At 61.5% G+C, this 21,101-nt stretch carries 19 protein-coding genes and 1 pseudogene; 13 read left to right on the forward strand and 7 right to left on the reverse strand.

What is annotated here, in order from left to right; genetic code table 11:
* Nucleotides 1-19 precede the first annotated feature (19 nt).
* The 9 genes and pseudogenes from C7402_RS47420 to C7402_RS17745 all read left to right on the forward strand — a co-directional run bounded on the left by C7402_RS47420 (nt 20) and on the right by C7402_RS17745 (nt 6,972).
* Nucleotides 20-1,399, forward strand: coding sequence for a hypothetical protein (locus tag C7402_RS47420; protein WP_116611472.1), 1,380 nt, complete (start codon nt 20-22; stop codon nt 1,397-1,399).
* A 12-nt stretch (nt 1,400-1,411) separates the two neighbouring features.
* Nucleotides 1,412-1,747 (forward strand): DUF2489 domain-containing protein, encoded by a 336-nt coding sequence (locus tag C7402_RS17715; protein WP_116611473.1) that lies wholly within the window; start codon nt 1,412-1,414, stop codon nt 1,745-1,747.
* Nucleotides 1,678-3,108 (forward strand): hypothetical protein, encoded by a 1,431-nt coding sequence (locus tag C7402_RS17720; RefSeq protein WP_133254502.1) that lies wholly within the window; start codon nt 1,678-1,680, stop codon nt 3,106-3,108. The genes C7402_RS17715 and C7402_RS17720 overlap by 70 nt, the downstream gene beginning before the upstream one ends.
* Nucleotides 3,109-3,118: 10 nt before the next feature.
* Nucleotides 3,119-3,358: a hypothetical protein gene (locus tag C7402_RS47425; protein ID WP_224043782.1), complete on the forward strand. Its 240-nt coding sequence runs from the start codon at nt 3,119-3,121 to the stop codon at nt 3,356-3,358.
* A 148-nt stretch (nt 3,359-3,506) separates the two neighbouring features.
* Nucleotides 3,507-5,453, forward strand: a pseudogene (locus C7402_RS17730) (hemagglutinin repeat-containing protein); the annotation flags it as partial.
* 2 nt (nt 5,454-5,455) lie between these two features.
* Nucleotides 5,456-5,890, forward strand: coding sequence for a hypothetical protein (locus C7402_RS17735; RefSeq protein ID WP_116611476.1), 435 nt, complete (start codon nt 5,456-5,458; stop codon nt 5,888-5,890).
* Nucleotides 5,891-5,970: 80 nt separating this feature from the next.
* Nucleotides 5,971-6,210 (forward strand): hypothetical protein, encoded by a 240-nt coding sequence (locus C7402_RS46985; RefSeq protein ID WP_165841911.1) that lies wholly within the window; start codon nt 5,971-5,973, stop codon nt 6,208-6,210.
* Nucleotides 6,211-6,355: 145 nt separating this feature from the next.
* Entirely contained in the window at nt 6,356-6,745 is a 390-nt protein-coding gene (locus C7402_RS17740) for an EndoU domain-containing protein (RefSeq protein WP_165841912.1), read from the forward strand.
* The gene (locus tag C7402_RS17745) at nt 6,742-6,972 is read left to right on the forward strand and encodes a hypothetical protein (protein ID WP_116611478.1); all 231 of its coding nucleotides are present in this window, start codon (nt 6,742-6,744) and stop codon (nt 6,970-6,972) included. Before C7402_RS17740 ends, C7402_RS17745 begins: the two co-directional genes overlap by 4 nt.
* A gap of 51 nt (nt 6,973-7,023) precedes the next feature.
* Here the strand turns inward: C7402_RS17745 and C7402_RS17750 are convergent, their stop codons facing one another.
* Complete coding sequence (locus C7402_RS17750) at nt 7,024-7,248, reverse strand: SymE family type I addiction module toxin (RefSeq protein ID WP_116611688.1); 225 nt, start codon at nt 7,246-7,248, stop codon at nt 7,024-7,026.
* Between the two features lie 88 nt (nt 7,249-7,336).
* On the reverse strand, nt 7,337-7,684 hold the full coding sequence (locus C7402_RS17755) for a helix-turn-helix transcriptional regulator (protein ID WP_116611479.1): 348 nt from the start codon (nt 7,682-7,684) through the stop codon (nt 7,337-7,339).
* A gap of 390 nt (nt 7,685-8,074) precedes the next feature.
* On the opposite strand from C7402_RS17755, the gene bamE reads away from it, so the two are divergent.
* The 3 genes from bamE (at nt 8,075) to ugpB (ending at nt 11,868) form a co-directional block, all read left to right on the forward strand.
* Complete coding sequence (gene bamE, locus C7402_RS17760; RefSeq protein WP_116611480.1) at nt 8,075-8,467, forward strand: outer membrane protein assembly factor BamE domain-containing protein; 393 nt, start codon at nt 8,075-8,077, stop codon at nt 8,465-8,467.
* A gap of 71 nt (nt 8,468-8,538) precedes the next feature.
* Nucleotides 8,539-10,287, forward strand: coding sequence for a ShlB/FhaC/HecB family hemolysin secretion/activation protein (locus tag C7402_RS17765; protein ID WP_116611481.1), 1,749 nt, complete (start codon nt 8,539-8,541; stop codon nt 10,285-10,287).
* Between the two features lie 288 nt (nt 10,288-10,575).
* Complete coding sequence (gene ugpB, locus C7402_RS17770) at nt 10,576-11,868, forward strand: sn-glycerol-3-phosphate ABC transporter substrate-binding protein UgpB (protein ID WP_116611689.1); 1,293 nt, start codon at nt 10,576-10,578, stop codon at nt 11,866-11,868.
* A 147-nt stretch (nt 11,869-12,015) separates the two neighbouring features.
* Here the strand turns inward: ugpB and C7402_RS17775 are convergent, their stop codons facing one another.
* The 5 genes from C7402_RS17775 to C7402_RS17790 all read right to left on the reverse strand — a co-directional run bounded on the left by C7402_RS17775 (nt 12,016) and on the right by C7402_RS17790 (nt 19,774).
* Nucleotides 12,016-13,455, reverse strand: a complete 1,440-nt coding sequence (locus tag C7402_RS17775; RefSeq protein WP_116611482.1) for an efflux transporter outer membrane subunit — start codon at nt 13,453-13,455, stop codon at nt 12,016-12,018.
* A 3-nt stretch (nt 13,456-13,458) separates the two neighbouring features.
* A complete protein-coding gene (locus tag C7402_RS17780; protein ID WP_116611483.1) occupies nt 13,459-16,599 on the reverse strand; it encodes an efflux RND transporter permease subunit in 3,141 nt (1,046 codons plus the stop codon).
* Nucleotides 16,600-16,602: 3 nt separating this feature from the next.
* On the reverse strand, nt 16,603-17,799 hold the full coding sequence (locus C7402_RS17785; protein ID WP_116611690.1) for an efflux RND transporter periplasmic adaptor subunit: 1,197 nt from the start codon (nt 17,797-17,799) through the stop codon (nt 16,603-16,605).
* Between the two features lie 323 nt (nt 17,800-18,122).
* Nucleotides 18,123-18,287 carry a hypothetical protein gene (locus C7402_RS46990; RefSeq protein WP_165841914.1) on the reverse strand — a complete coding sequence of 55 codons (165 nt, stop codon included), beginning with the start codon at nt 18,285-18,287 and terminating at the stop codon, nt 18,123-18,125.
* 320 nt (nt 18,288-18,607) lie between these two features.
* Nucleotides 18,608-19,774: a porin gene (locus C7402_RS17790; protein WP_116611484.1), complete on the reverse strand. Its 1,167-nt coding sequence runs from the start codon at nt 19,772-19,774 to the stop codon at nt 18,608-18,610.
* A 419-nt stretch (nt 19,775-20,193) separates the two neighbouring features.
* Between C7402_RS17790 and C7402_RS17795 the strand changes: the two genes are divergently transcribed.
* Nucleotides 20,194-21,096, forward strand: coding sequence for a LysR family transcriptional regulator (locus C7402_RS17795; RefSeq protein WP_341869250.1), 903 nt, complete (start codon nt 20,194-20,196; stop codon nt 21,094-21,096).
* Nucleotides 21,097-21,101 lie beyond the last annotated feature (5 nt).

The following is a 21,101-nucleotide window of genomic DNA, read 5'->3' on the forward strand; positions in this document are numbered from 1 at the left end:
TGAGGCGAACTACGCAGGCGTGAACGAGCAGGCGGGGACCAACGCCGGTAGCGGTGGCTTCGATATCAACGTGAAGGGGAACACGGGCCTGACGGGCGCGGTGATATCGAGCACGGCGGACGCATCGAAGAACAGCCTGAACACCGGGACACTCACGTTCTCCGACATCCAGAACCAGTCGCACTACGACGCGAACAGCAACGGGATCAGCGCGGGCGTGGGCTGGGGCAGCACGGGCAAGGCGACCGGGTCGGGATCGGTCAGCGGCCAGCCTGGCGTGTCACCGATGATCGGACAGAACGACAGTGGCGACCAGAGCGCAACTACGCGCAGCGCGATCAGTGCGGGCACGATCAACGTGACCGATGGAGCGCACCAGACGCAGGACGCGGCGAGCCTGAGCCGCGACGCGACGGACACGAATGGCACGGTCGCGAAAACGCCGGACGAGAACAATATCCTGAACCAGCAGGCCGACACGATGCAGGCTGCGCAGGCGGCGGGCCAGGTGGTGGCGCAGGGTATCGGCGCGTATGCGGACAAGAAAGAGACGGATGCGCTTGATGCGGCGAAAGCGGCCTACAAGAACGGTGATCTCGACGGGGCTTCGGCGGCGCTGGCCGACTTCGACTCGTGGAGTGAGGGCGGCAACTCCCGGACCGCGCTTCACATAGCGGGAGGTGCGCTGATCGGCGGTCTGGGTGGTGGTAGCGCGTTCTCGACCATTGGCGGTGCGGCGGGTGCGGGGCTATCCTCGAAGCTGGTTGATCAGATGAAGGCGTTCAGCGACTCGGTATCGGGCGCGACGGGTTCATCGCTGATCGGCAACCTGGCGGGGAATATTGCTTCGGGCGTTGCGGGGGCGGCAGTTGGCGGGACGGCGGGTGCGGCTGGCGCATCGAACGTGAACCTGTACAACGCGGGGCACAACAAGAACGACACCGAGGCCAAGCAAGAAGCGCAGGACATGCGCGACCAGCTCGACAAGGAGCGGGCGATGGTCGGGCAGGCGGGGGCGAAGGTGCCATCGGGTGCCCAGGCTGCAACGGTGCCGTCATCGGCGCTGGCTGCGGGGGCGGCGGGCTTCAGCAAGGGTGGAACGTCGGGCGGTATTGCCAACGCTGTCAGTGGTTTGAATCTTAATAAGTCGTTGGCAAGCCAGCAGCAACTCTCGGATTTGGCCACGGGCAAGGGCGTTAATATCGCAGGGAGTGGGACAAACGTTCCTTTGCGTGATGCTCCCCGCTTGGTATCTGAATATGGTGGTCAGCCCGGTGATTGGAGTAAGGTTAGTAGCTCAGGTTACACGGCTGCTGATGGGGCACAATATGAAATCCATGCCTACCGCAACACCGTAACTGGTCAGGTTGTAGAGCCTAAGTCCATTCCCTTGAAATAAGGGCCGCTGAAAATGACTGAACAAGAGATACTGGCACGTCGCAGTCTCGTAGACATTGCGCAAGCCATGCTTGACGGCAAACTACCCTTCCTTGAGGGCGCCGTGCAGGTCCTTGCAATCCGGAGCCAGCTAAGCGGAATAGCTGACCGTGATCCTGACTTCGATGTGTTCGTAGTTATCCATTCAGAAACGGATCATCTTCCATTGGAAGAGCAGCGCTCCATGTGGTTGCCGGAGGCGCTTGATCGTCTTGATCCCGAAATCAAGCAATCCGAAGAATGGGCCAGATCCTTTGCACCACAAGCGTGCCGAAACTTGATAGAGAGATTCAATATCACGAACATGTAAAGTTCATCCAGAACCAGTCGCACTACGACGCGAACAGCAACGGGATCAGCGCGGGGGTGGGTGTTGGCGTGACGGGCAAGGCGACGGGTCCAGGTTCGGTTAGCGGGCAGCCTGGCGTCTCGCCGATGATCTCGCAGAACGAGAACGGCGATTCGAGTGCGACGACGCGCAGCGCGATCAGTGCGGGCACGATCAACGTGACGGATGGCGCGCACCAGACGCAGGACGTCGCGAGCCTCTCCCGCGACACGACGGGGACGAACGGCACGGTGGCGAATACGCTGGACGTGAACGATCTGCTCAACAAGCAGGCCGATACGACGCAGGCTGCGCAGGCTGCGGGTCAGGTTGTCGCGCAAGGGATCGGGGCGTATGCGGACCACAAACGCGATACGGCGACGGATCAGGCCACTTATGATGCATGGGACGAGGGTGGGAGCAACCGGATCGCGTTGCACGTAGCTGGGGGAGCCCTGGTAGCAGGTTTGGGTGGTGGCGGCATGGGCAGTGCGGCACAAGGTGCCGCCGGTGCGGGAGTGGCTGCCTGGGCTGCGGGTGACCTGAACCGTCTTGCGAACGGCACGCGCGACGCGCTGGGTGGTGGCGATGCGGCCCAGATGGCGGGCAACGTAGCGGCGAACATCCTCGCGGGCGGCATGGGCGCGCTGGTTGGCGGTGGCGCTGGCGCGTTCGCGGCGAGCAATGCGGACCTCTACAATCGAAGTACGGGCAACGGCGACGGCCAGGGCAGCACGGCCAATTCCGCGCTTGGCTGGATCGGCGATCAGCTTGCCAGTGCAGGACGTGGCGCGGAAAATCTGGCGAACCAGTTCGCGGCGCTGGTGAATGCGAACGGGCCGCAGGGGCCGTATGTAAGTCCGGACGATCTGAATGGCCCGGGTGGGAACTCGAAGCCGCCAGCGACGGGTGGTTCAGCGGTGCCGGTTGCGGTATGTGTGCCGCCGGTGTGCATGGTTGTGCCGGCGACGACGCCGGGGTACGCTCCGAGCAACGCGATCTTCAACAGCGGTAGCGATGGCCAGTCGTCTGCAAGCAATGGCAATACCGGCGATCTACAAAATGCAGCGAATCAACCGATTAACGATTCTGGTCTGTCCGCTGCCGCGAGAGCGTGGGACAAACATGCTGGCCGTCCCGGTGGCACATTTGAACCACTTACGGGCTCTATTGCCGATAAGAATGCCGCCGCAAGCGAGTTTGTGAACCAGGTCTTAAACGACCCGTCTACAACGCAGACGAACCTCTCGCGCGGTGGCGTTGAATTCCGTTTGCCCAATGGACAGGGAATAAGGTTTAATGCCGACGGCTCGTTCTCTGGCTTCTTGGATCCGAGGAAATAAGGTGAATCGAATGACTGGATTTAGTATCGACTTCGTTAGTGATATGGATCACGAACACCTTATGGCAGAGGTAAGCTTCAACGGTCAGCGGCTCTGCGTTTTAGACAAAGAACATGGGAATGACGAGATGGAGATCGAATTCCTTGCTGATCTGTATGTCTTGCCGGAGAGTGTGAGAATGAAGTTCAGTCTTGCAGAGTTTCTGAAAACTATCGAGCTTGCACGGACCGACTTGGAAAAGTGTGCATAGAGACGTAACAAAACAAACCCGGCTGCGGCCGGGTTTATTGTTTGCAGTGCTGTTCAATCGTGCGTGATGACGAGCCTGCCGTCGTGCGCCTCATCCTCACGCGCTGGCCTGCTTCAAAACCTGCAAGTTCCAGCCATCGGCCCGATAGACGGGTGACGGCACGCCTGGCAGCGGGAACGTGACGATTGCCGGTTCGAACGTGAGCGCGAACGATGTCCTGCTCGCGGCAAGGAACCAGGTGAACGTGGTCAATACCACGAACACGGATTCGACGCGCAGTTCGAACAGCAGCAATAGCGCGAGTGTGGGCGTGTCGGTTGGCACGAACGGCTTTGGTGTCTCGGCGGCGATGTCGAACGCACACGGCGACGCGAACAGCGACGCGCAGATCCAGAACGCCTCGCATGTGAACGGCACGAACAGCGTGACGGTTATCAGCGGGGGCGACACGAACATCACGGGCTCGCAGGTCAACGGCGGCAAGGTGGTCGCGGATGTGGGCGGCAACCTGAACATGGCGAGCGTTCAGGACGTGACGACGAGCGTGGCGCACCAGAGCAGCGCGGGCGGTGGGTTCAACATCAGCCAGGCGGGCGGCAGCGCGAGCTTCAGCGCGCAGAACGGCCATGCGGACGCGAACTACGCGGGCGTGAACGAGCAGGCGGGGATCAATGCCGGTAGCGGTGGCTTCGATATCAACGTGAAGGGGAACACGGGCCTGACGGGCGCGGTGATATCGAGCACGGCGGATGCATCGAAAAACAGCCTGACGACCGGCACGCTCACTTACAGCGATATCCAGAACCAGTCGCACTACGACGCGAACAGCAACGGGATCAGCGCGGGCGTAGGCGTTGGCAATACGGGCAAGGCGACGGGTCCAGGTTCGGTTAGCGGGCAGCCTGGCGTATCGCCGATGATCTCGCAGAACGAGAACGGCGATTCGAGTGCGACGACGCGAAGCGCGATCAGTGCGGGCACGATCAACGTGACGGATGGCGCACACCAGACGCAGGACGTCGCGAGCCTCTCCCGCGACACGACGGGGACGAACGGCACGGTCGCGAATACGCCGGACGTGAACGATCTGATCAACAAGCAGGCCGATACGATGCAGGCTGCGCAGGCTGCGGGTCAGGTTGTCGCGCAAGGGATCGGGGCGTATGCGGACCACAAACGCGATACGGCGACGGATCAGGCCACTTATGATGCGTGGGACGAAGGCGGGGCGAACCGGACGCTGGCGCATATCGCAGGCGGTGCGCTCATCGGTGGGCTTGGCGGCGGTGCGCTCGATGCCGTGGGCGGCGCTGTCGGCGCAGGCGCGGCCTCTGCGATGGCGAATCAACTGGACGCGCTGTCGAAGGGAGTAACATCGACTACGGGTTCGGAACTGATCGGCAACCTGGCTGCGAACGTCGCGGCTGGTCTCGGCGGCGCGATGGTCGGCGGTACGGCGGGCGCGGCGACGGGTTCGGCAGTGCAGCAGTACAACCAGGGCATGGACAACAGGAAGAAGAAGGATCTCGTTACGCAGGCTTGCGGCGCGGGCGCGCAGTGCAGTGATGCAACGCTCAATGCGGCGATTGGTGCGCAGGGCACGATTGCTAACGCGGCCTCGGACAACATGAAAGCACAGGCTCCGTATATAGCCGGTACGTTGGTTTTGGGATTCCTCGGTCCTGATGCACTCGTCGCGGCGGCAACCGCGGGGTCACTTGATTTTGCTGCCGACGTGAGCAATTACATGACAGGATTGTCAACGGACAAGCCAAATTTTGGAAAATCCTACGCCACTGGATTGGTCCTCGGCTCTTTTGGACCTTTAGCGATTGGTGACGAAACTATTGGCGGACTGAGCAAGGGAGGAATCGTGGCGGCTGGTAGCTACAACGCGATGGTCAACGCTACGTCAGCGTTTGGTTCGGCAGCGGTAACGAATGGAAGTCCAGATCTCTCTGCGGGAGTGGCAGCGGGGACAACTTTTGCCGGTTACGTGGCGCAAGCAATGATCCCAGGGCCCGCTGGCGCTTGGGCAAATAAGACGATTCAAAACTCTGGCGGTATCATCCAAGGCGTGATTCAGAAAAAATAGGGATGGCAATGTTAGAGGCGAGCAAGGTTGCGCTCTTGAGACTCCGTAAGTGGATACCGACCATTGCGTCCTTGGCGGTGTTCTTGCTGGTCGTTGGAATTGCTAGAGGAGCCGACTGGAAAGCGGCCCTTGGTAGATTGGTGCCACTTGGGGCCTTGCTACTCGTGGCCTTCATATACCAAATAGTAAAGGCGCGTCGCATTATGAAAGGGAAGCCACAACTGAGCAGGGGGCAGTTGTTTTCTAGGTTCTATTTGGCGGTGGGCCTTCTATTTTTCGCCTATTTCGGAATTTCGATTCTCTGGGAATTGAAGGGAAATGGAGATGAGGGGTTCGCAATGTTGCTTCCAGTTTTTCTATTCTGTGGAGCACTATGCGGTGTCGCTCTCTATAAGGAACTAGGTGATCTTGAGGATGACTTCGGGGCGAACGGATAACTTCGTAGTAGTCCGCGCGCCTCGCTCGGCGCATTGTCAAAGAAATTAAGGATGCAAAATAAAGTTACGGGGTTGACTATATGAAACAGGCGCAGTTGACTTGCGGCATCTGGCAGTTGATTGAGCACGGTATCCAACAACACGAGAAGGAACATGGGCGCAGGCCGGTAGCACTTATTTTGCACCCCGCGCACAAAGACGAATTCTGCCTTGGGTCAGAAAGTAACGCTGCCGTGCTGGGCGGCATATCGGTAGGCGTAGCACCCCTCTTTGACATGCCCGTCCTCGTGGACGAAAACGGCGACCACCACTACCTGTAATACGTATCAACATGAAAAGGCGCCCGGCGCACCGAGTATTGGTGTACAGGTAAGCGTCGGTTCGAGCAAGAGCCAGAGCCAGTCGTCGGAGGACCAGACGACACAGCGTGGCTCGAACGTGAAGGGGGCGGGCACGGCGGCGCTCGTGGCGACGGGTGCCCAGGCGGCTACGCTGCCTTCCACGGCGCTGGCTGCTGCTGCTGGAAAGGTCGCGCCCCAAAACGATGTTAATTTGGCATCACCAGATCGAACGACCCATATACTGACTGGAGACGCGACGGGCGGCGGCCATCAATGGCCAGGTGGTCCTGGTAAGTCGGTGTTTCCACAGGATTGGTCCTCGTCAAAGATCATGAGTGCTGTCTCAGATATCGCTACAGATCTGTCCGTTCCTGAAACGGTTCAAGCCAACGGCAGAATAGTTAAAAATGGCGCTATCGATGGCATCGCCATTCGTGTGGATATCGAACCAACTAGTAAAGGCGGTGGAATCGTTACGGCGTTTCCAACAAACGTTCCCAGAAATCCGAAATGACGAAGCAACAAGACCCTTATGATGAGATTGAGCGATTGATGCGTGAATCGCTTGCGCAGGTTGAGAGAGAAATCTCTGAGCAAGATTGCAACGATGTTGCTGAATATATTGACTTCGGTGAGTATGGGGTGGCTTATGAACTGCTGACTTGCGTTCTTGACGAGCAGCAGAGGGTTCACCCGGAATCATTGAAAACTGCCGGGAAAATGATGGGCATGAGTAGCTGATGTGCAAACAATAAACCCGGCGGCAGCCGGGTTTGCTGTTTGCAGTGCTGTTCAATCGTGCGTGATGACGAGCCGGCCGTCGTGCACCTCGATCCTCACGCGCTGGCCTGCCTCGAAGTCCGCGAGTTCAAGCCAGCGTCCGGACAGCTTGATCCACGGATAAAGCGGCGGCTTGGTGTGGGTTCGCGCATTGACGCGCCGGTACCGCCACGACTGCTGGATGGTAACGCGCCGCTCGGGGTGAGCGGGCAATGCATTAAGATTGGCATCAGCCATGATCAGTTCCTCCTGTGAACTGGTTGTGGTCAGCGGGTCGTATGGGTTGCCGCCCATGCGGCCCGCGCTTCGTTTCCGGCTCTCTCCTTCAGCTCGTCATGAGCCGGGTCATCTGCGAGCGCTTGACCAGGCTGTCCATGAGGACGATGAGCACCTGCTGGTCCTCATCGGAAAACGAATCCAGCTGTTCACACAGCGCGTGCAGGCGCGGATTGTGGATGCGCGGCGCGGTGGGCGGTTCCAGACCAACCAGCGAATCGTCGGTGGTTGGTAGCACCTGGGCAATCCGCACCACCGCGTGGAGCTGTGGTAACGGGGCATTCCGTTCCCACTGGTTGCAGACACGCCGGTCCACTTCCAGCAACTCGACCAGACGCGCTTGGGTCATCTGGCGGGCCGCTCGGGCCTGGCACAGGCGAGCGGCGAACTCCACCATATCGTTCTCACAGCGTGTGATTCGCTTGCGGTGGTGCCGGGCACGAACATCAACGGCCTGACCCGATCCCGGCCTCCCTAACACGCGTGGCATTACATCACCTTGCTTGAAATCACAAGTGAACTGCTTTGCACACTTAATGAAGTTTTACTATCTGAGATAGTTACTGGCAGTTACATTTCTCGGTCGATTTTCCCGGTGATAGAGCGCTCAAGCAAGATGAAGCATGACGAAGAAAACGTCCGGCACTCGTTTCAATCCAGACAAGCGAGCGCTGCGATGTCCTGCATCTCATCGTCCCCGAAAGTCAGTTGTACGGGGTTTAACCCATAGCGATTGCTATCCTCGCGCGCCGTAAATGACCTTTATTTAAATAGGAAAACTAAACGTATGATTCGCAACAACCTTCTGGTCGCCATTGTTTCCGCCTCCGTCCTCGTCGGCTGTGCAAGTTCGGGCGTCCAGCAACTGAAAACCGAAGATGCCACCAGCGTGAGCGCGAAGCTCACGCGGGGCACAAGCACGAAAGACGATGTGCGCAAGGCGTTTGGCGACCCGACCGAAACGTCCTTCACGGACAGCGGCAATGAAATCTGGCGCTACCGATACTCGAATGCGACCTCCAAGGGTATCAACTTCGTGCCCATCGCCAACATTTTTATGTCAGGCCAGAACGTGGACAAGAAAGAACTGGTGGTGTTTTTTGACGACCACGGTGTCGTGAAGAACTACGCGATGCAGTCGAGCAAGGAAGAAGTCAAGAGCGGGATTCTTCCGCAATAAGGTGCCTCGAACCGCGCGGGCCCGGCGTGTGCCGCGAACTTCCAGGCCAACGGCCACGCAACAAGACACGTATGAAATCCCTTTTGCCAATGGCGGCCTTACCGCTCACAGCCCTCGTCGCGCTCACGTCCAACGCGCAGGTTTCACCAGAGGAAGCCGCCGCCGCGCGCGCGAACGCGCTACAGAATCAGCAGATGCAACAACGCCTCGACGCACAACAGCGCGAGGCAACCGTCGATGCCCCGGCGGTACGCTCGACATTGCCGAAGATCGCGATCTATCCCGAACTCCCGCAAGAGACGCTGTGCTTCCGTATCGAGACGTTTGCGCTCGACGTACCGCCTGCGCTCTCCGAGACCGCGCGCAGGCAGGGCGCATCCGCGCTGCCGCAGGATCCGTTTGCGTTCGCGCTCGACTGGCTGAACCACTACAAGGGCCAGTGCGTCGGGAAGGCCGGCATGGACATCCTGGTAAAGGGCCTGCAACAGGTGATCCTCTCACGCGGCTATATCACCACGCGTGCGCTGATGCCCGAGCAAGATCTGTCCTCTGGCGTTATGAGACTTGCGCTCGTCCCCGGCGTCGTGCGTCAGGTGCGGTTCGCCGATCCGTCGATGTGGGGGACATGGAAAACGGCATTTCCCACGCACGGCGGCGACCTGCTGAATCTGCGCGACCTCGAGCAGGGCCTGGAGCAGATGAAGCGCGTGTCCAGTCAGGACGTCGACATGCAGATCGAGCCTAGCGATACGGCCGGTGAGAGCGATGTGGTTGTAAGCGTCAAGCGCAGGAAACCGTGGACGTTCGTCGCGTCAGTGGACAACTCGGGCAACGACGCTACCGGCAAGTGGCAAGGCAACGTGAACCTGGGTATCGACAATCCGCTCGGGCTGAACGATATCTTCTCGATCGGCGCAAACCAGGACCTCTCGTTCGGGAACAAGTCGCTTGGCTCGCACGGCTTCAATGGCTCGTATTCGGTGCCGTGGGGCTACTGGACCGCCACGCTTTCCGGCAACACCAACACCAACTATCAGCCCATCGCCGGAACCGGTGGCGACGTGTTCGTATCGAGCGGCAATTCGCAAACAGCGGCGCTGCGTCTCGCGCGCGTGATCTCGCGCAGCCAGAATGACGTGAGCGGCGCGTATGTCCAGCTCTCGAAGCGCTTCGGCAATAGCTTTATCGAGGATAACGAGGTCCCCACCCAGGCGCGCAACAACACGTTTCTCGAACTCGGCCTGACGAATCGACACTACTTCGGCGCGGCGCAGTTCGACGGTACGCTCGCCTATCGTCAGGGCATCGGCGGATTCGGTGCGACGGCCGATCCGTATCCTGAGGGGCCGACATACCGCTTCCACATGGCGGTGCTCGATGCGAACCTCTCGGTGCCGTTCGCCATCGGGTCGCAGCGCTTCGCCTACGTGGGTACCGTGCACGGCCAGTTCACCAACGACACGCTGTTCTATATCGACGACCTGACCATAGGCAGCCGATACACAGTGCGCGGCTTCGACGGCAACACGATGCTCGCGGCAGAACGCGGCTTCTACTGGCGTAACGAACTGCAATGGCCCGTCTTCCAGACCGGCCAGATGCTCTACGCGGGTATCGATTACGGCCATGTCTACGGGCCGGGCACGGCGTTTCTCGCAGGCACCCAGCTCGCGGGTGCGGTGATCGGCATCCGTGGCGGCATACCGGCGAAGTATGCGGGCTTCAGCTACGACCTTTTTGTCGGCACACCCATCTACAAACCGGCTGGCTTTCCCACATCCCGCGTCACAGTCGGCGTGCAGGCCACCGCCCAGTTCTGACAAGCCACGCGTTTCTCCCCCGCCCCCACCCCCGCCCCCGCAGCCCATCACACGGCTGTCCCATACGCTGTGCTACTCTTGCCCTGCCTTGGGCGCAGGCCGCCGCACGCCATGTGCGACGGGCGGCGGCCGGCCCGGTGTATCGAAGTCGACAATCGAAGAATCGAAGTCCTGAACCAAAGTCCCGGCGCTCGCTCCAGCCGGGACAACGATCAATAACAGGAAGAGACCCAGATGAAAAAGCACGAGATACAACGCGCGGGTTCGCGCGGCCGACTGCGTACGCTGATGGCCGCGCTGCTGCTCGCGGGCGGCGCGCAGGCCGCGCACGCCGCGACCGAGATCCAGTTCTGGCACGCCATGGAGTCCGAGCTGGGCGAGCGCGTGAACGCGATCGCGCAGCAGTTCAACGCCTCGCAAAGCGAATACAAGATCGTGCCCGTGTTCAAGGGCACCTATGACCAGACGCTCGCCGCGGGCATCGCGGCGTATCGCAGCGGCGACGCGCCCGCCATCCTCCAGGTGTACGAAGTCGGCACCGCCACGATGATGAACGCGAAGAAGGCCGTGCTGCCGGTCTACGACGTGATGAAGACCGCGGGCGTGCCGCTCGACGAAAAGGCGTTCGTGCCGACCATCGCGAGCTATTACAGCGACGCGAAAACGGGTCACCTCGTTTCGATGCCGTTCAACAGCTCGACGCCGGTGCTCTATTTCAATCGCGACGCCTTCAAGAAGGCCGGTCTGCCCGACGCGCCGCCGAAGACCTGGCCCGAAGTCGCCGAAGCCGCCGCGAAGCTCAAGGCTTCGGGCATGAGCTGCGGTTTCACCACGGGCTGGCAGGGTTGGATCCAGATCGAAAATTACAGCGCGTGGCATGGCGCGCCCATCGCAACGCGCAACAACGGCTTCGACGGTCTCGACGCGCAACTGGAAATCAACAAGCCGTTGCAGGTGGCCCATATCGCCTTCCTCCAGAACATGGCGAAGCAGGGCACCTTCACCTACGTGGGCCGCAAGGACGAAGCCACCGCGAAGTTCTATAGCGGCGACTGCGGCATCATGATGGGCTCGTCGGGGGCGCTCGCCAACGTGCAGCAGTACGCGAAGTTCAAGTTCGGCACCGGCATGATGCCGTACGACCCGAGCGTGAAGGGCGCGCCGCAGAACGCGATCATCGGCGGTGCGAGTCTGTGGGTGCTGGGCGGCAAGAATCCCGAGGTTTATAAGGGCGTGGCAAAGTTCCTCGCGTATTTGAGTTCGCCAGCCGTTGCGGCGAAGTGGCACCAGGACACGGGCTATCTGCCGGTCACGAAAGCCGCGTACGAACTCACGCAGCAACAGGGCTTCTACTCGTCGCACCCCGGTGCCGATACGGCCACGAAGCAGATGCTCAACAAGCCGCCGCTGCCGTGGACCAAGGGTCTGCGTCTTGGCAACATGCCGCAGATCCGCACAATCGTGGACGAAGAACTCGAACAGGTGTGGACGGGCAGCAAGACGCCGCAGCAGGCGCTCGATTCGGCCAATTCGCGCGGCAATGAACTGCTCAGGCGCTTCGAGCAGCAGGCGGCGCAATAACGCTCGCTCGCGCTCGCAACAAAATAGAGTGAAGTGAAGCGATGCCTCGCGAGGCATCGGGCAGCGCCCCAAAGACCTTGGTCCGGTCCTTGGGGCGCTGTGCTTTTTGGCGCGCCCCGGGTGTGTCGCGCCAATACGCGGTGAGGACTACGACGGTTTCGCGCCGCCGCCGTTGGCCGCCGCGGAGGCGGGCGGCGTCCAGCCATACCCCAGCGCCTTGTACAGGTTCACGATCTCCGCGAGTTCCTGATCCTGGAGCGCCGATTGCTGCAACTGCGCGGTGAAGAGGCTGCGTTCGGCGTCGAGCACTTCCAGATAGCTCGTGTAGCCGCCCTCGTAAAGGTCCCGCGCGAGCGACGCATATTCCGCGAGCGCTCGCACCTGGCGCGTGGTCGCGTCGAGCTGGTCGCGCGTGCGTGCCGCGCCCACGAGGGCGTTTTCGACATCGGCGAACGCCTGCTGGATCGTCTTCTGGTAGTTGAACAGCGCTTCCTGCTGCACCGCCTCGGCCTGATGCACCGAACCGGCAATCGCGCCGCCCTTGAAGATGGGTTGCGTGAGCGCGCCGGCGAACTGCCACACGCGCGCAGGCCCCAGCCACAGTCCGGAAAGCGCCGTGCTCGCCGCGCCAAACATGCCCGTGAGCGAGATATCGGGGAAATACTGCGCGCGCGCCGCGCCAATCGATGCATTGGCGGCGATCAGTGTTTGCTCGGCCTGAAGCACGTCGGGCCGGCGCTCCAGCAGCGCGGAAGGCAAGCCTGCCGGAATGGCCGGCGCGCTCAGTTCGGAAATCGTCTTGCCGCGCGCGATCGGCCCCGGATTCTGGCCGAGCAGCAGCGAAAGCGCGTCCTCCTGTTGCGCGATCTGCTGCTGGATCGAATACACCGTGGCCTGCGCCGATTCGTACTCCGAACGTGCCTGGCTCAGTTGAACCTTCGACACGACGCCACCGGCGAAGCGCTCCTCGAACAGGCCCAGCGCGCCCTTGCGGCTTGCGAGCGTCGCCTGCGCGATCTGCAACTGGTTGTCGTAGTCGCGTAGTTGCAGGTAAGACGTCGCCACGTTCGCGATGATGGCGATGCGCGTCGCCTGCTGCGCGGCTTGCGTGCCGAGATACTCGGCGCGCGCGGCTTCGGTCATGCGCCGTAGCCGCCCGAACAGATCGAGCTCCCAGGAGACCATGCCGTTGAGCTGGAACTGGTTCGAGGTCACGGAAGGCAAGCCGGCATAGGGGGGGACGTGCCCGCGTGACGGATCGAAATTCGCGCTGATTTGTGGGAAGAGGCCCGCGCGCGTCACGACGTAGCGCCCGTAGAACTCCTCGACGCGCGCGGCCGCGATGGCGAGATCCTTGTTCTGCGCAATTGCCTTCTCGATGAGGTCGTTGAGCACCGGATCGTCGAACTGCGCCCACCAGTTCAGCGAGGCGTCCACCGCCTCGGCCTGCGGCGAGGCGTAGCGGTACGACGAAGGCGTTTCGACCGCCGGGCGCCGGTAGTCGGGCGCGACCGCGCAGGCGCCAAGGCATGCCGTCGCGACGAGCAGCGCGAGAGGACGCAGCGTGCAATGCAAGCGTGTGTTCATCGCTTAGCCCTCCTTTGAAGGCGTCGCGGCTTTCGCCTGTCTGCGCGCCGAAAGCGTTTCGAGGCCCCAGAAGAACATGGGGATAAAGAAGAGCGCGATCAGCGTGGCGCCGAGCATGCCGAACACCACCCCCGTGCCGATCGAGCGGCGGCTCGCGGCCGAAGCGCCAGTAGCGACGGCAAGCGGCACGCAACCCAGGATGAACGCGAGCGAGGTCATGATGATCGGCCGCAGACGCAACTTCGCGGCATGCAGCGCCGCCTCATACGGCGACATGTTCTCCTTCTCGCGCATTTCCACGGCGAACTCGAAGATCAGAATGGCGTTCTTCGCCGCAAGCGCGATCAGCACGGTCAGGCCGATCTGGAAGTACACGTCGTCTTCCATGCCGCGCAGCAAGAGGCCTACCAGCGCGCCGAAGAGCGCGAACGGCACGGCCAGCAGCACGCCGATCGGCAGCGACCACTTCTCGTACTGCGCCGCGAGAATCAGGAACACCATGAGCAACGCGAAGCCGAACACGAGGCCCGCCGTTGATCCCGCCTTCTTCTCCTCGTAGGACTGGCCGCCCCACGAATAGCTGTAGCCTTCGCCGAGCGTTTCCTTCGCGATCTGCTCCATCGCCGCGATCGCCTCGCCCGAGCTGTGGCCCGGCGCCGCATCGCCGATGATCTTCGCCGCCGGGAAGTTGTTGAAGCGGGTCACGATGTCGGAGCCGGGCACGAAGCGGAAGGTCGTCACGGCCTTGATCGGCACCATGTCGCCGCTGCGGTTGCGAACGTAGAGCTGCTGAAGGTCGTCGGGGTTCGTGCGGTACTGCGGCTCCGCCTGCACGATCACCTGAAAGAGGCGGCTGCCCTTCGGAAACTGGCTCACGTACGAGGAACCGAACATCGTCTGGAGTGCGGAGTACACGTCCTGCACCGCCACGCCGAGCGATTCCGCGCGCTCGCGGTCCACTTCCACGAGCATCTGGCGCGAGCGCGCGTTGATGGTGGAGTTCACGCCGCGCAGCACCGGGTTCTGGCGCGCCTTGGCGATGAATTCGTGGACCTTGTCTTCGAGTTGCTGATAATTGCCGTCGCCCGTGCTTTGCAGCCAGAATTCGAAGCCGCCCGTGGTGCCGAGGCCCGGAATCGACGGCGGGTTCAGCGGCACGATCACGCCTTCCTTGAAGCCCGAGAAGGCCTTGTTGGCCGCGCGGATCAAGTCTTGCGCGCTGCCGTTCTCGCCGCGGTCCTTGAAGCTCTTGAGCGCGATGAAGAGCGTGCCGGCATTGGCCTTGTACTGCGAGTCGATCAGGCTGTAGCCAATCGGCGCGGCCACCGAACTCACGGCCGGCTGCTTCGCGAACCAGTCCTCCGCCTTCTTCGAAAGATCGCCGGTGCGGTCCAGGCTCGCTGCATCGGGCAGCACGACCGCGCCGAGCAGATAGCCCTGATCCTCCACGGGCAGGAACGACGAAGGAATATGCTTGAAGAGGCCGCCCGTGGCGACGAGCATCACGGCAATCAGGCCGATGGAGAGCGCGACGCGCCGTATCGCCGTTTGCACCCAGCTTGCGTAGCCTTCGGTGAGTCGTTCGAACTTTTCGTTGAACCAGCGGAAAAAGCGGTTCTTTTTCTGCTCGCCGGGTTTGAGCAGGATGGCCGCAAGCGCGGGCGAAAGCGTGAGCGCGACGAGACCCGAGAGCACCACCGAAACCGCGATGGTCACGGCGAACTGCTTGTAAAGCTGCCCCGTGATGCCGGAAAGAAACGCCACCGGGATGAACACCGCGAGCAGCACGAGCACGATGGCGATGACCGGCCCGCTCACCTCGTCCATGGCGCGCTTGGCGGCCTCTTTGGGCGGTAGCTTGAACTCGGTCATGTTGCGCTCGACGTTCTCGAGCACGACGATCGCGTCGTCCACCACGATGCCGATGGCAAGCAACATGCCGAACAGCGTGAGCATGTTGATCGAGAAGCCGAATGCGATCATGCCGATGAACGCGCCGAGGATCGACACGGGCACGGCGAGAATCGGCACGAGCGTGGCGCGGAAGCTTTGCAGGAAGACAAAGACGACGATGATCACGAGGATCAGCGCGTCGCGCAGCGTCTTCACAACTTCCATGATCGACTCGTTCACGAACTCCGTGGTGTCGAGCGCGACTTCGTACTTGAGGCCCGGCGGGAAACTCTTGTTCAGCGACTCGAGCGTCTGTTTCACCTGCTTGGCCACTTGCAGCGCGTTCGCGCCCGGCTGCTGATACACCGCGATCAGCGTCGCCGTCCTGCCGTTGTAGCGCCCGCGCAGCGTGTAGTCCTTCGCGCCCAGCTCCGCGTGGCCGACGTCCTTCAGACGCACGAGCGAGGCGTCGTCGGCCGTGCCCGCGCGCAGGATGATGTTGTCGAACTCGGCGGGCTCGGTGAGGTGCCCCTTCGTCGCAACCGGGAAGGTCTGGTTCACGGGCCCGTTGGTCGGCGCCTGGCCCAGGCGCCCTCCCGAGAACTGCTGGTTCTGCGCGTTGATCGCGTGCTGCACGTCGTCCACGGTGATGCCGAGCTTCGCCATGCGGTCGGGCTTGAGCCAGATGCGCATGGCGTAATCGGCCGAGCCGAGAATGGCTGACTGGTTGGCGCCGGGAATGCGCTTGAGCGCGTCGAGCACGTACACGTTCGCGTAGTTCGCCACATAGGCCTGGTTGTAGGCATTGGCGGGGGAATAAATCGCGATCACCATCATGAACGCCGACGAGCGCTGCTGCACCGACACGCCTTGCGATTTCACCGCTTCGGGCAGGCTCGGCAACGCGAGGTTCACGCGGTTCTGCACGTCCACCTGCGCGAGCGACGGGTCGGTGCCGATGTCGAAATAGGCGGTGAGCGTCATGTCGCCCGTCGAGGAACTCGACGAGTTCATGTACATCATGTGGTCCGCGCCGTTGACCTGTTCTTCGATCGGTGCGGCCACATTCTGCGCGACGACGTCGGCGTTCGCGCCGGGGTAGGTCGTGCTGACGGTGATCTGCGGCGGCGAGATATCGGGGAACTGCGCGATGGGCAGATTGAACATCGCCACGAGACCGGCGACCACGAGGATGATCGAGATGACCGAGGCGAAGATCGGCCGGTCGATGAAGAAGTGAGAAAACTTCATCGCTCAGCCTCCCGCCGCGCGTGCGCCGGACGCCGCGCTGGCCGCGCCGGCTTCCACGTTCGCCGCGGGTGCGGGCACGACATGCTCCTTCACCGGCGCGCCGGCCATGAGTCGTAGCGTGTTGTCGACGATCACGTGGTCGCCCGCGTGCAGGCCCGATTCGATCACCCATGCGTTGCCGTTCCACTGGCCCGTTTCCACGGAGCGTTGCTGCGCCCGGCCGTCCTTGTCCACGGTCCATACGAAGGCGCCACGCGGTCCTTGCTGCACGGCGTTCTGCGGCACCGCGATCGCGTTCGGGCGCACCGCGCCAATGAGCTTCACGCGCACGAACTCGCCCGGACGCAGCGACCCGGTGGCATTCGTCACCACCGCGCGAATCAGGTAGGTGCCGGTTTGCTGGCTCAGCGAGGCGTCGGTAAACGAAATATGGCCGCGCTGCGGATACACGCTGCCGTCGGCGAGCACGAGCTCCACCTCCAGTTGGCCGAGCGGGGGCAGCTTGAGCGTGCCGTTGCCCGTTTGCGTGCGCACGTTGAGCATCTCGTTTTCCGAGAGCGAGAAGTTGACCCACATGGGGTCGAGCTTTGCCACGTAGGTGAGCAGGCTGTTGGTGGCGTCGATATAGGAGCCGTCCTGCTTCTTCGCGAAGCTGGACAGGCCGGTGACGGGCGCGGTGATGGTGGTGTAGCCGAGGTTGAGCTTCGCGCTCGTGACGTTCGCGCGCGCCTGTTCGAGCGCGGCGGCGGCGGCCTGCTCCTGGCCGGTCGAGTCGTCGAGATCCTTCTGGCTCAATGCGTTTTTCGCGGCGAGCGGCCGCACGCGAGCGAGGTTGGCGCGCGCCGTGTCGAGGCGCGCCTTTTGCTGCGCGTATTCGGCCTGCGCGGCGTCGAGCGCCGCCTGGAACGGCTTGCGGTCCATCACGAACATCACGTCGCCCTGACGCACCATCGTGCCTTCCTGGTAGACGCGCTTTTCGAGGAATCCGCTCACACGCGAGCGGATTTCGACTTGCTGCGAACTCTCTGTCTGGCCGACATAGTCGAAGACCACGGGCACCTCGCGCAGCGCGACGGCCATGACATCGACGTTGGCCACGGGCAAGGCGGTTTCGGGCGCTTTTGCTTTATCGCATGCGCCAAGGCCGAGGCAGGTTGCGAGCGTGACACCGGCTAACACGTAATGAAATCGTCGGTACATTGTTTTGTTCTCGTAGGCGAAAGCCCGCGCATTGATTTCCATCCGTTCCATTGCCGGAGCGGAAGGAACGGAAACAATGCGTCGATCGCGGTGACAAGAAAAAGGAAAGGAAAAAAGCAGATCGAGAGTGCTACATCTTGAAATCAACTGCGGGACGAGTTTGTTGCGCGTCGTCATAAGCGCATCGCCATGACTGACAGGCGATGTTTAGAAAGGGCGTCATTCTGGCGGTGCCAAACCACAGTCCTTGTCGGAAATCATTCTTTTCATCAAGAAAAGAAACGAAATGTGGCGATATGAAATCCAGCCGTGCAGGCGAGCCATTAGCCGGATTCATTGACTTCAATGGATGTGCCGGTTGATTCGAACAGATACCCCGAGGTCATTTCGTTGAACCAGTCCGCGAGTGCCCGCTTGCGAATGGTCTTGCGCAGTGCGCGAGCGGATTCTTGCGACGCGGCATCGCGTCCGTGTGCGGCAGACTCCACGCGCGCGCGGTCGTGGCAAGCAGCAACGCCGCCATCGCGTCCGGCTCCGATTCCGGGGCTCGTGGGGCTGGTAATTGCGGGTGCGCGTTCCTTTTCGAGGTCGACATGATGTGATGGGAGCTGAAAGTCGGGTTGGCGGGCCGGTATGGGTTGTCATTGAGCGCACCCCGCAGTCGATGGAGGGACCGGACGCCGCCGGAAAGGGCAGCGCCGCGTAGGGGTGCAGCGCTGCATGAAGGGGCGGCGGCCATGAACCGCCACCGCCCGCTCGCCGTGTTATTCCGGCGTCCAGAGTCTTGAAAGCGAGCCTGGAGGTGGGCTTAGAACCGGTGACGGATGCCCGCGCTCACGACCACCTGGCTCTTGCTCGACGACGGGGCGTCGGTGCCGTTGATCTGCACCGCGTTCGCGCCGACCGAGTTGTTGGCGCCGATTTGCGCGACGCTCGTGGCGTAGAGGTCGGTGCGTTTGGAGAGCGAGTAATCCGCCATCAGGCCGAACTGGTTCCAGTGCGACGAACGGTTGTTCGTGTCGCCGCTGGCCGGCGTATTGCGCAGGCCCTGCGTGTACGTGTACGACGCGCCCACGAAGAAGGCCGGCGAGAAGTTATAGCGCCCGTTGACCTCATAGTTGTTGTAGCGCACGGAGACGTCCGCGATCTTGTCCTGAACGCGCGTTTGCGTGAACACCGTGCCGATGACGGCGGGTCCGAACGCGTAGTTCGCGCCGAGACCCCAGACACGCTGGTTCTGGAGGCCGAGAGCGCCGAGCACCACAGGCAGGCCGTTCTGCACCGCGCCGTTGGTGTTGCCCGAATTCAGACCTTGCAGTTGCAGGTACGCGGCCGCGACTTGCAAGCCGCCGTAGTTGTAGCCCGCGCCCACGCTATACGCACGGTTGTTGGCGAAGCCGCCCGCCTGATTCGAGAAGCCATACATGCCGCTCATCGAGAAGCCGGCGTAGTTCGCGCTTTGGTACTTGATCGAATTGTTGGTGCTGTAGGTGCTGTTCAGGTTGTCGGCGTCGCCGAAGTGGGCGAAGTAGGTGCCGCCCCACGAGCCCGTTGCGGAGATCGGCGCGAGGTAGTCGACCACCGAGTCGTACTGGCGGCCCAGCGTGACCGTGCCGTAGTCGGCGCTCGACAGACCGACCACGGCCTGACGATTGAAGAGCGAACTGGTGGCGGTCTTGCCGTTGGTCACATCGAAGCCGCTTTCCAGCGTGAACACGACCTTCAGGCCGCCGCCCAGGTCTTCGGCGCCACGCAGGCCCCAACGGCTTTGCTGAACGTTGCCGCCGGTCAGGCCGAACATGGCCTTGCCGTTGGCCAGACCGCCGGACGTGACGACCGAAGCCTGGTTCGCTTCATTGCTCACATAGCTCAGTCCCGCGTCGATCAGCCCGTAGAGCGTCACGCTGCTCTGCGCGTGCGCAGCGCTGGCGAAGGCAGCGGAAGCGGCTGCGAAAATCAAGCTTGTCTTTTTCATCGGTTATTTCCCTACAGAATCTGATGGCTAATGTGAAAACTACGGCTGCGATCAGGTTGAATTCCGTTATTCCGCTGTCAGAATTCCGGTCAGAATCGCGGTATTGCCTGCGCGAACGGAATATAAAGTTTTACGGACTTCTGAACTACACCGGATAGGGAATAGGTATTTCAAATAAGCTGAAAAAAGACTGCGACATCGTAGGCAGCATGGGGGGCTGCCGGATAAATCCCTCGTATATCTCTTATTTATGACGTTTCTGATTGAAATTAACGTTGTCCTTTTGCAACATCGAATTTGTCCTAGGAGTTTTAAGTTGGTAGAAACCGCGATCGGCCAGAGTTATCTTATGCGTCTTCCGTATTTATTAAATCGTAAGTCAATAAATTTGAAGAATCATGTTGAATCAATTACAGGCAATGCGCGTTTTTCTCAAGGTTGCAGAGAACAATTCCTTCAGTCGCGCGGCGGCGAGTCTCGACTTGTCAAATGCCGCCGTGACGCGTTACGTCGCGCTTCTCGAAGCGCATCTCAATACACGCTTGATCAACCGGACCACGCGCAGCCTCTCGCTGACTGAAGACGGCCGGGCCTACGTGCAAGGCTGTCGCCAGATGCTCGAACTGATGGACTCGATCGAGTCGTCGGTGGGGGGCGGCTCGGGCGAGCCGAGCGGCACGCTCAAGCTGGTGGCGTCCGCTGCGTTTTCGCTGGTGGGATTGCCGCCGCTCGTCATGGACTACTGTCAGCGTTATCCGAAGGTGAAGCTGGATCTCACGCTGCTTCACCGTAATGTCGATCTGGTCGAGGACGGCTTCGATATCGGCATTCTGACGTCGCGTCAGGCGAGCAGCGGCTCGCTGGTGAGGCGCCCGCTCGCTTCGCTGCGCCCGGTCGTGGTGGCGTCGCCGGCGTATCTCGAAACTTACGGCGTACCCGCCGCGCCCGCGGACCTGGCGCTATGCGGGTTTCTCGCGCCGTCGCGTGAAATTCACGGGCGCGAGTGGTGCTTCGTCAATGCGCAGGGAGAGGAGGAGTCGATCAGCGTCGAGCCGCGCTGCACGGTCAACGACATGATCATGCTGCGCCAGTTGGCGCTCGTGCATATGGGACTCGCGATCCTGCCCGAGGCCTATGTGAAGGACGACCTCGAAAACCGCCTGCTTTCGCTCGTGCTGCGCGACTATGAGATCCGCGAAGGCGACAAGGAACTGGCGCTCGTTTATCCCGGAAGGCGGCACGTTTCGGCAAAGGTGCGCACGTTTGTCGACCTTGCGGTCGAGCATTTCCAGACGGCCTTCGGTTCCGCCCGCAACACCTGAAAGCG

Source organism: Paraburkholderia unamae (genome assembly GCF_003096875.1).
Classification (GTDB): domain Bacteria; phylum Pseudomonadota; class Gammaproteobacteria; order Burkholderiales; family Burkholderiaceae; genus Paraburkholderia; species Paraburkholderia unamae.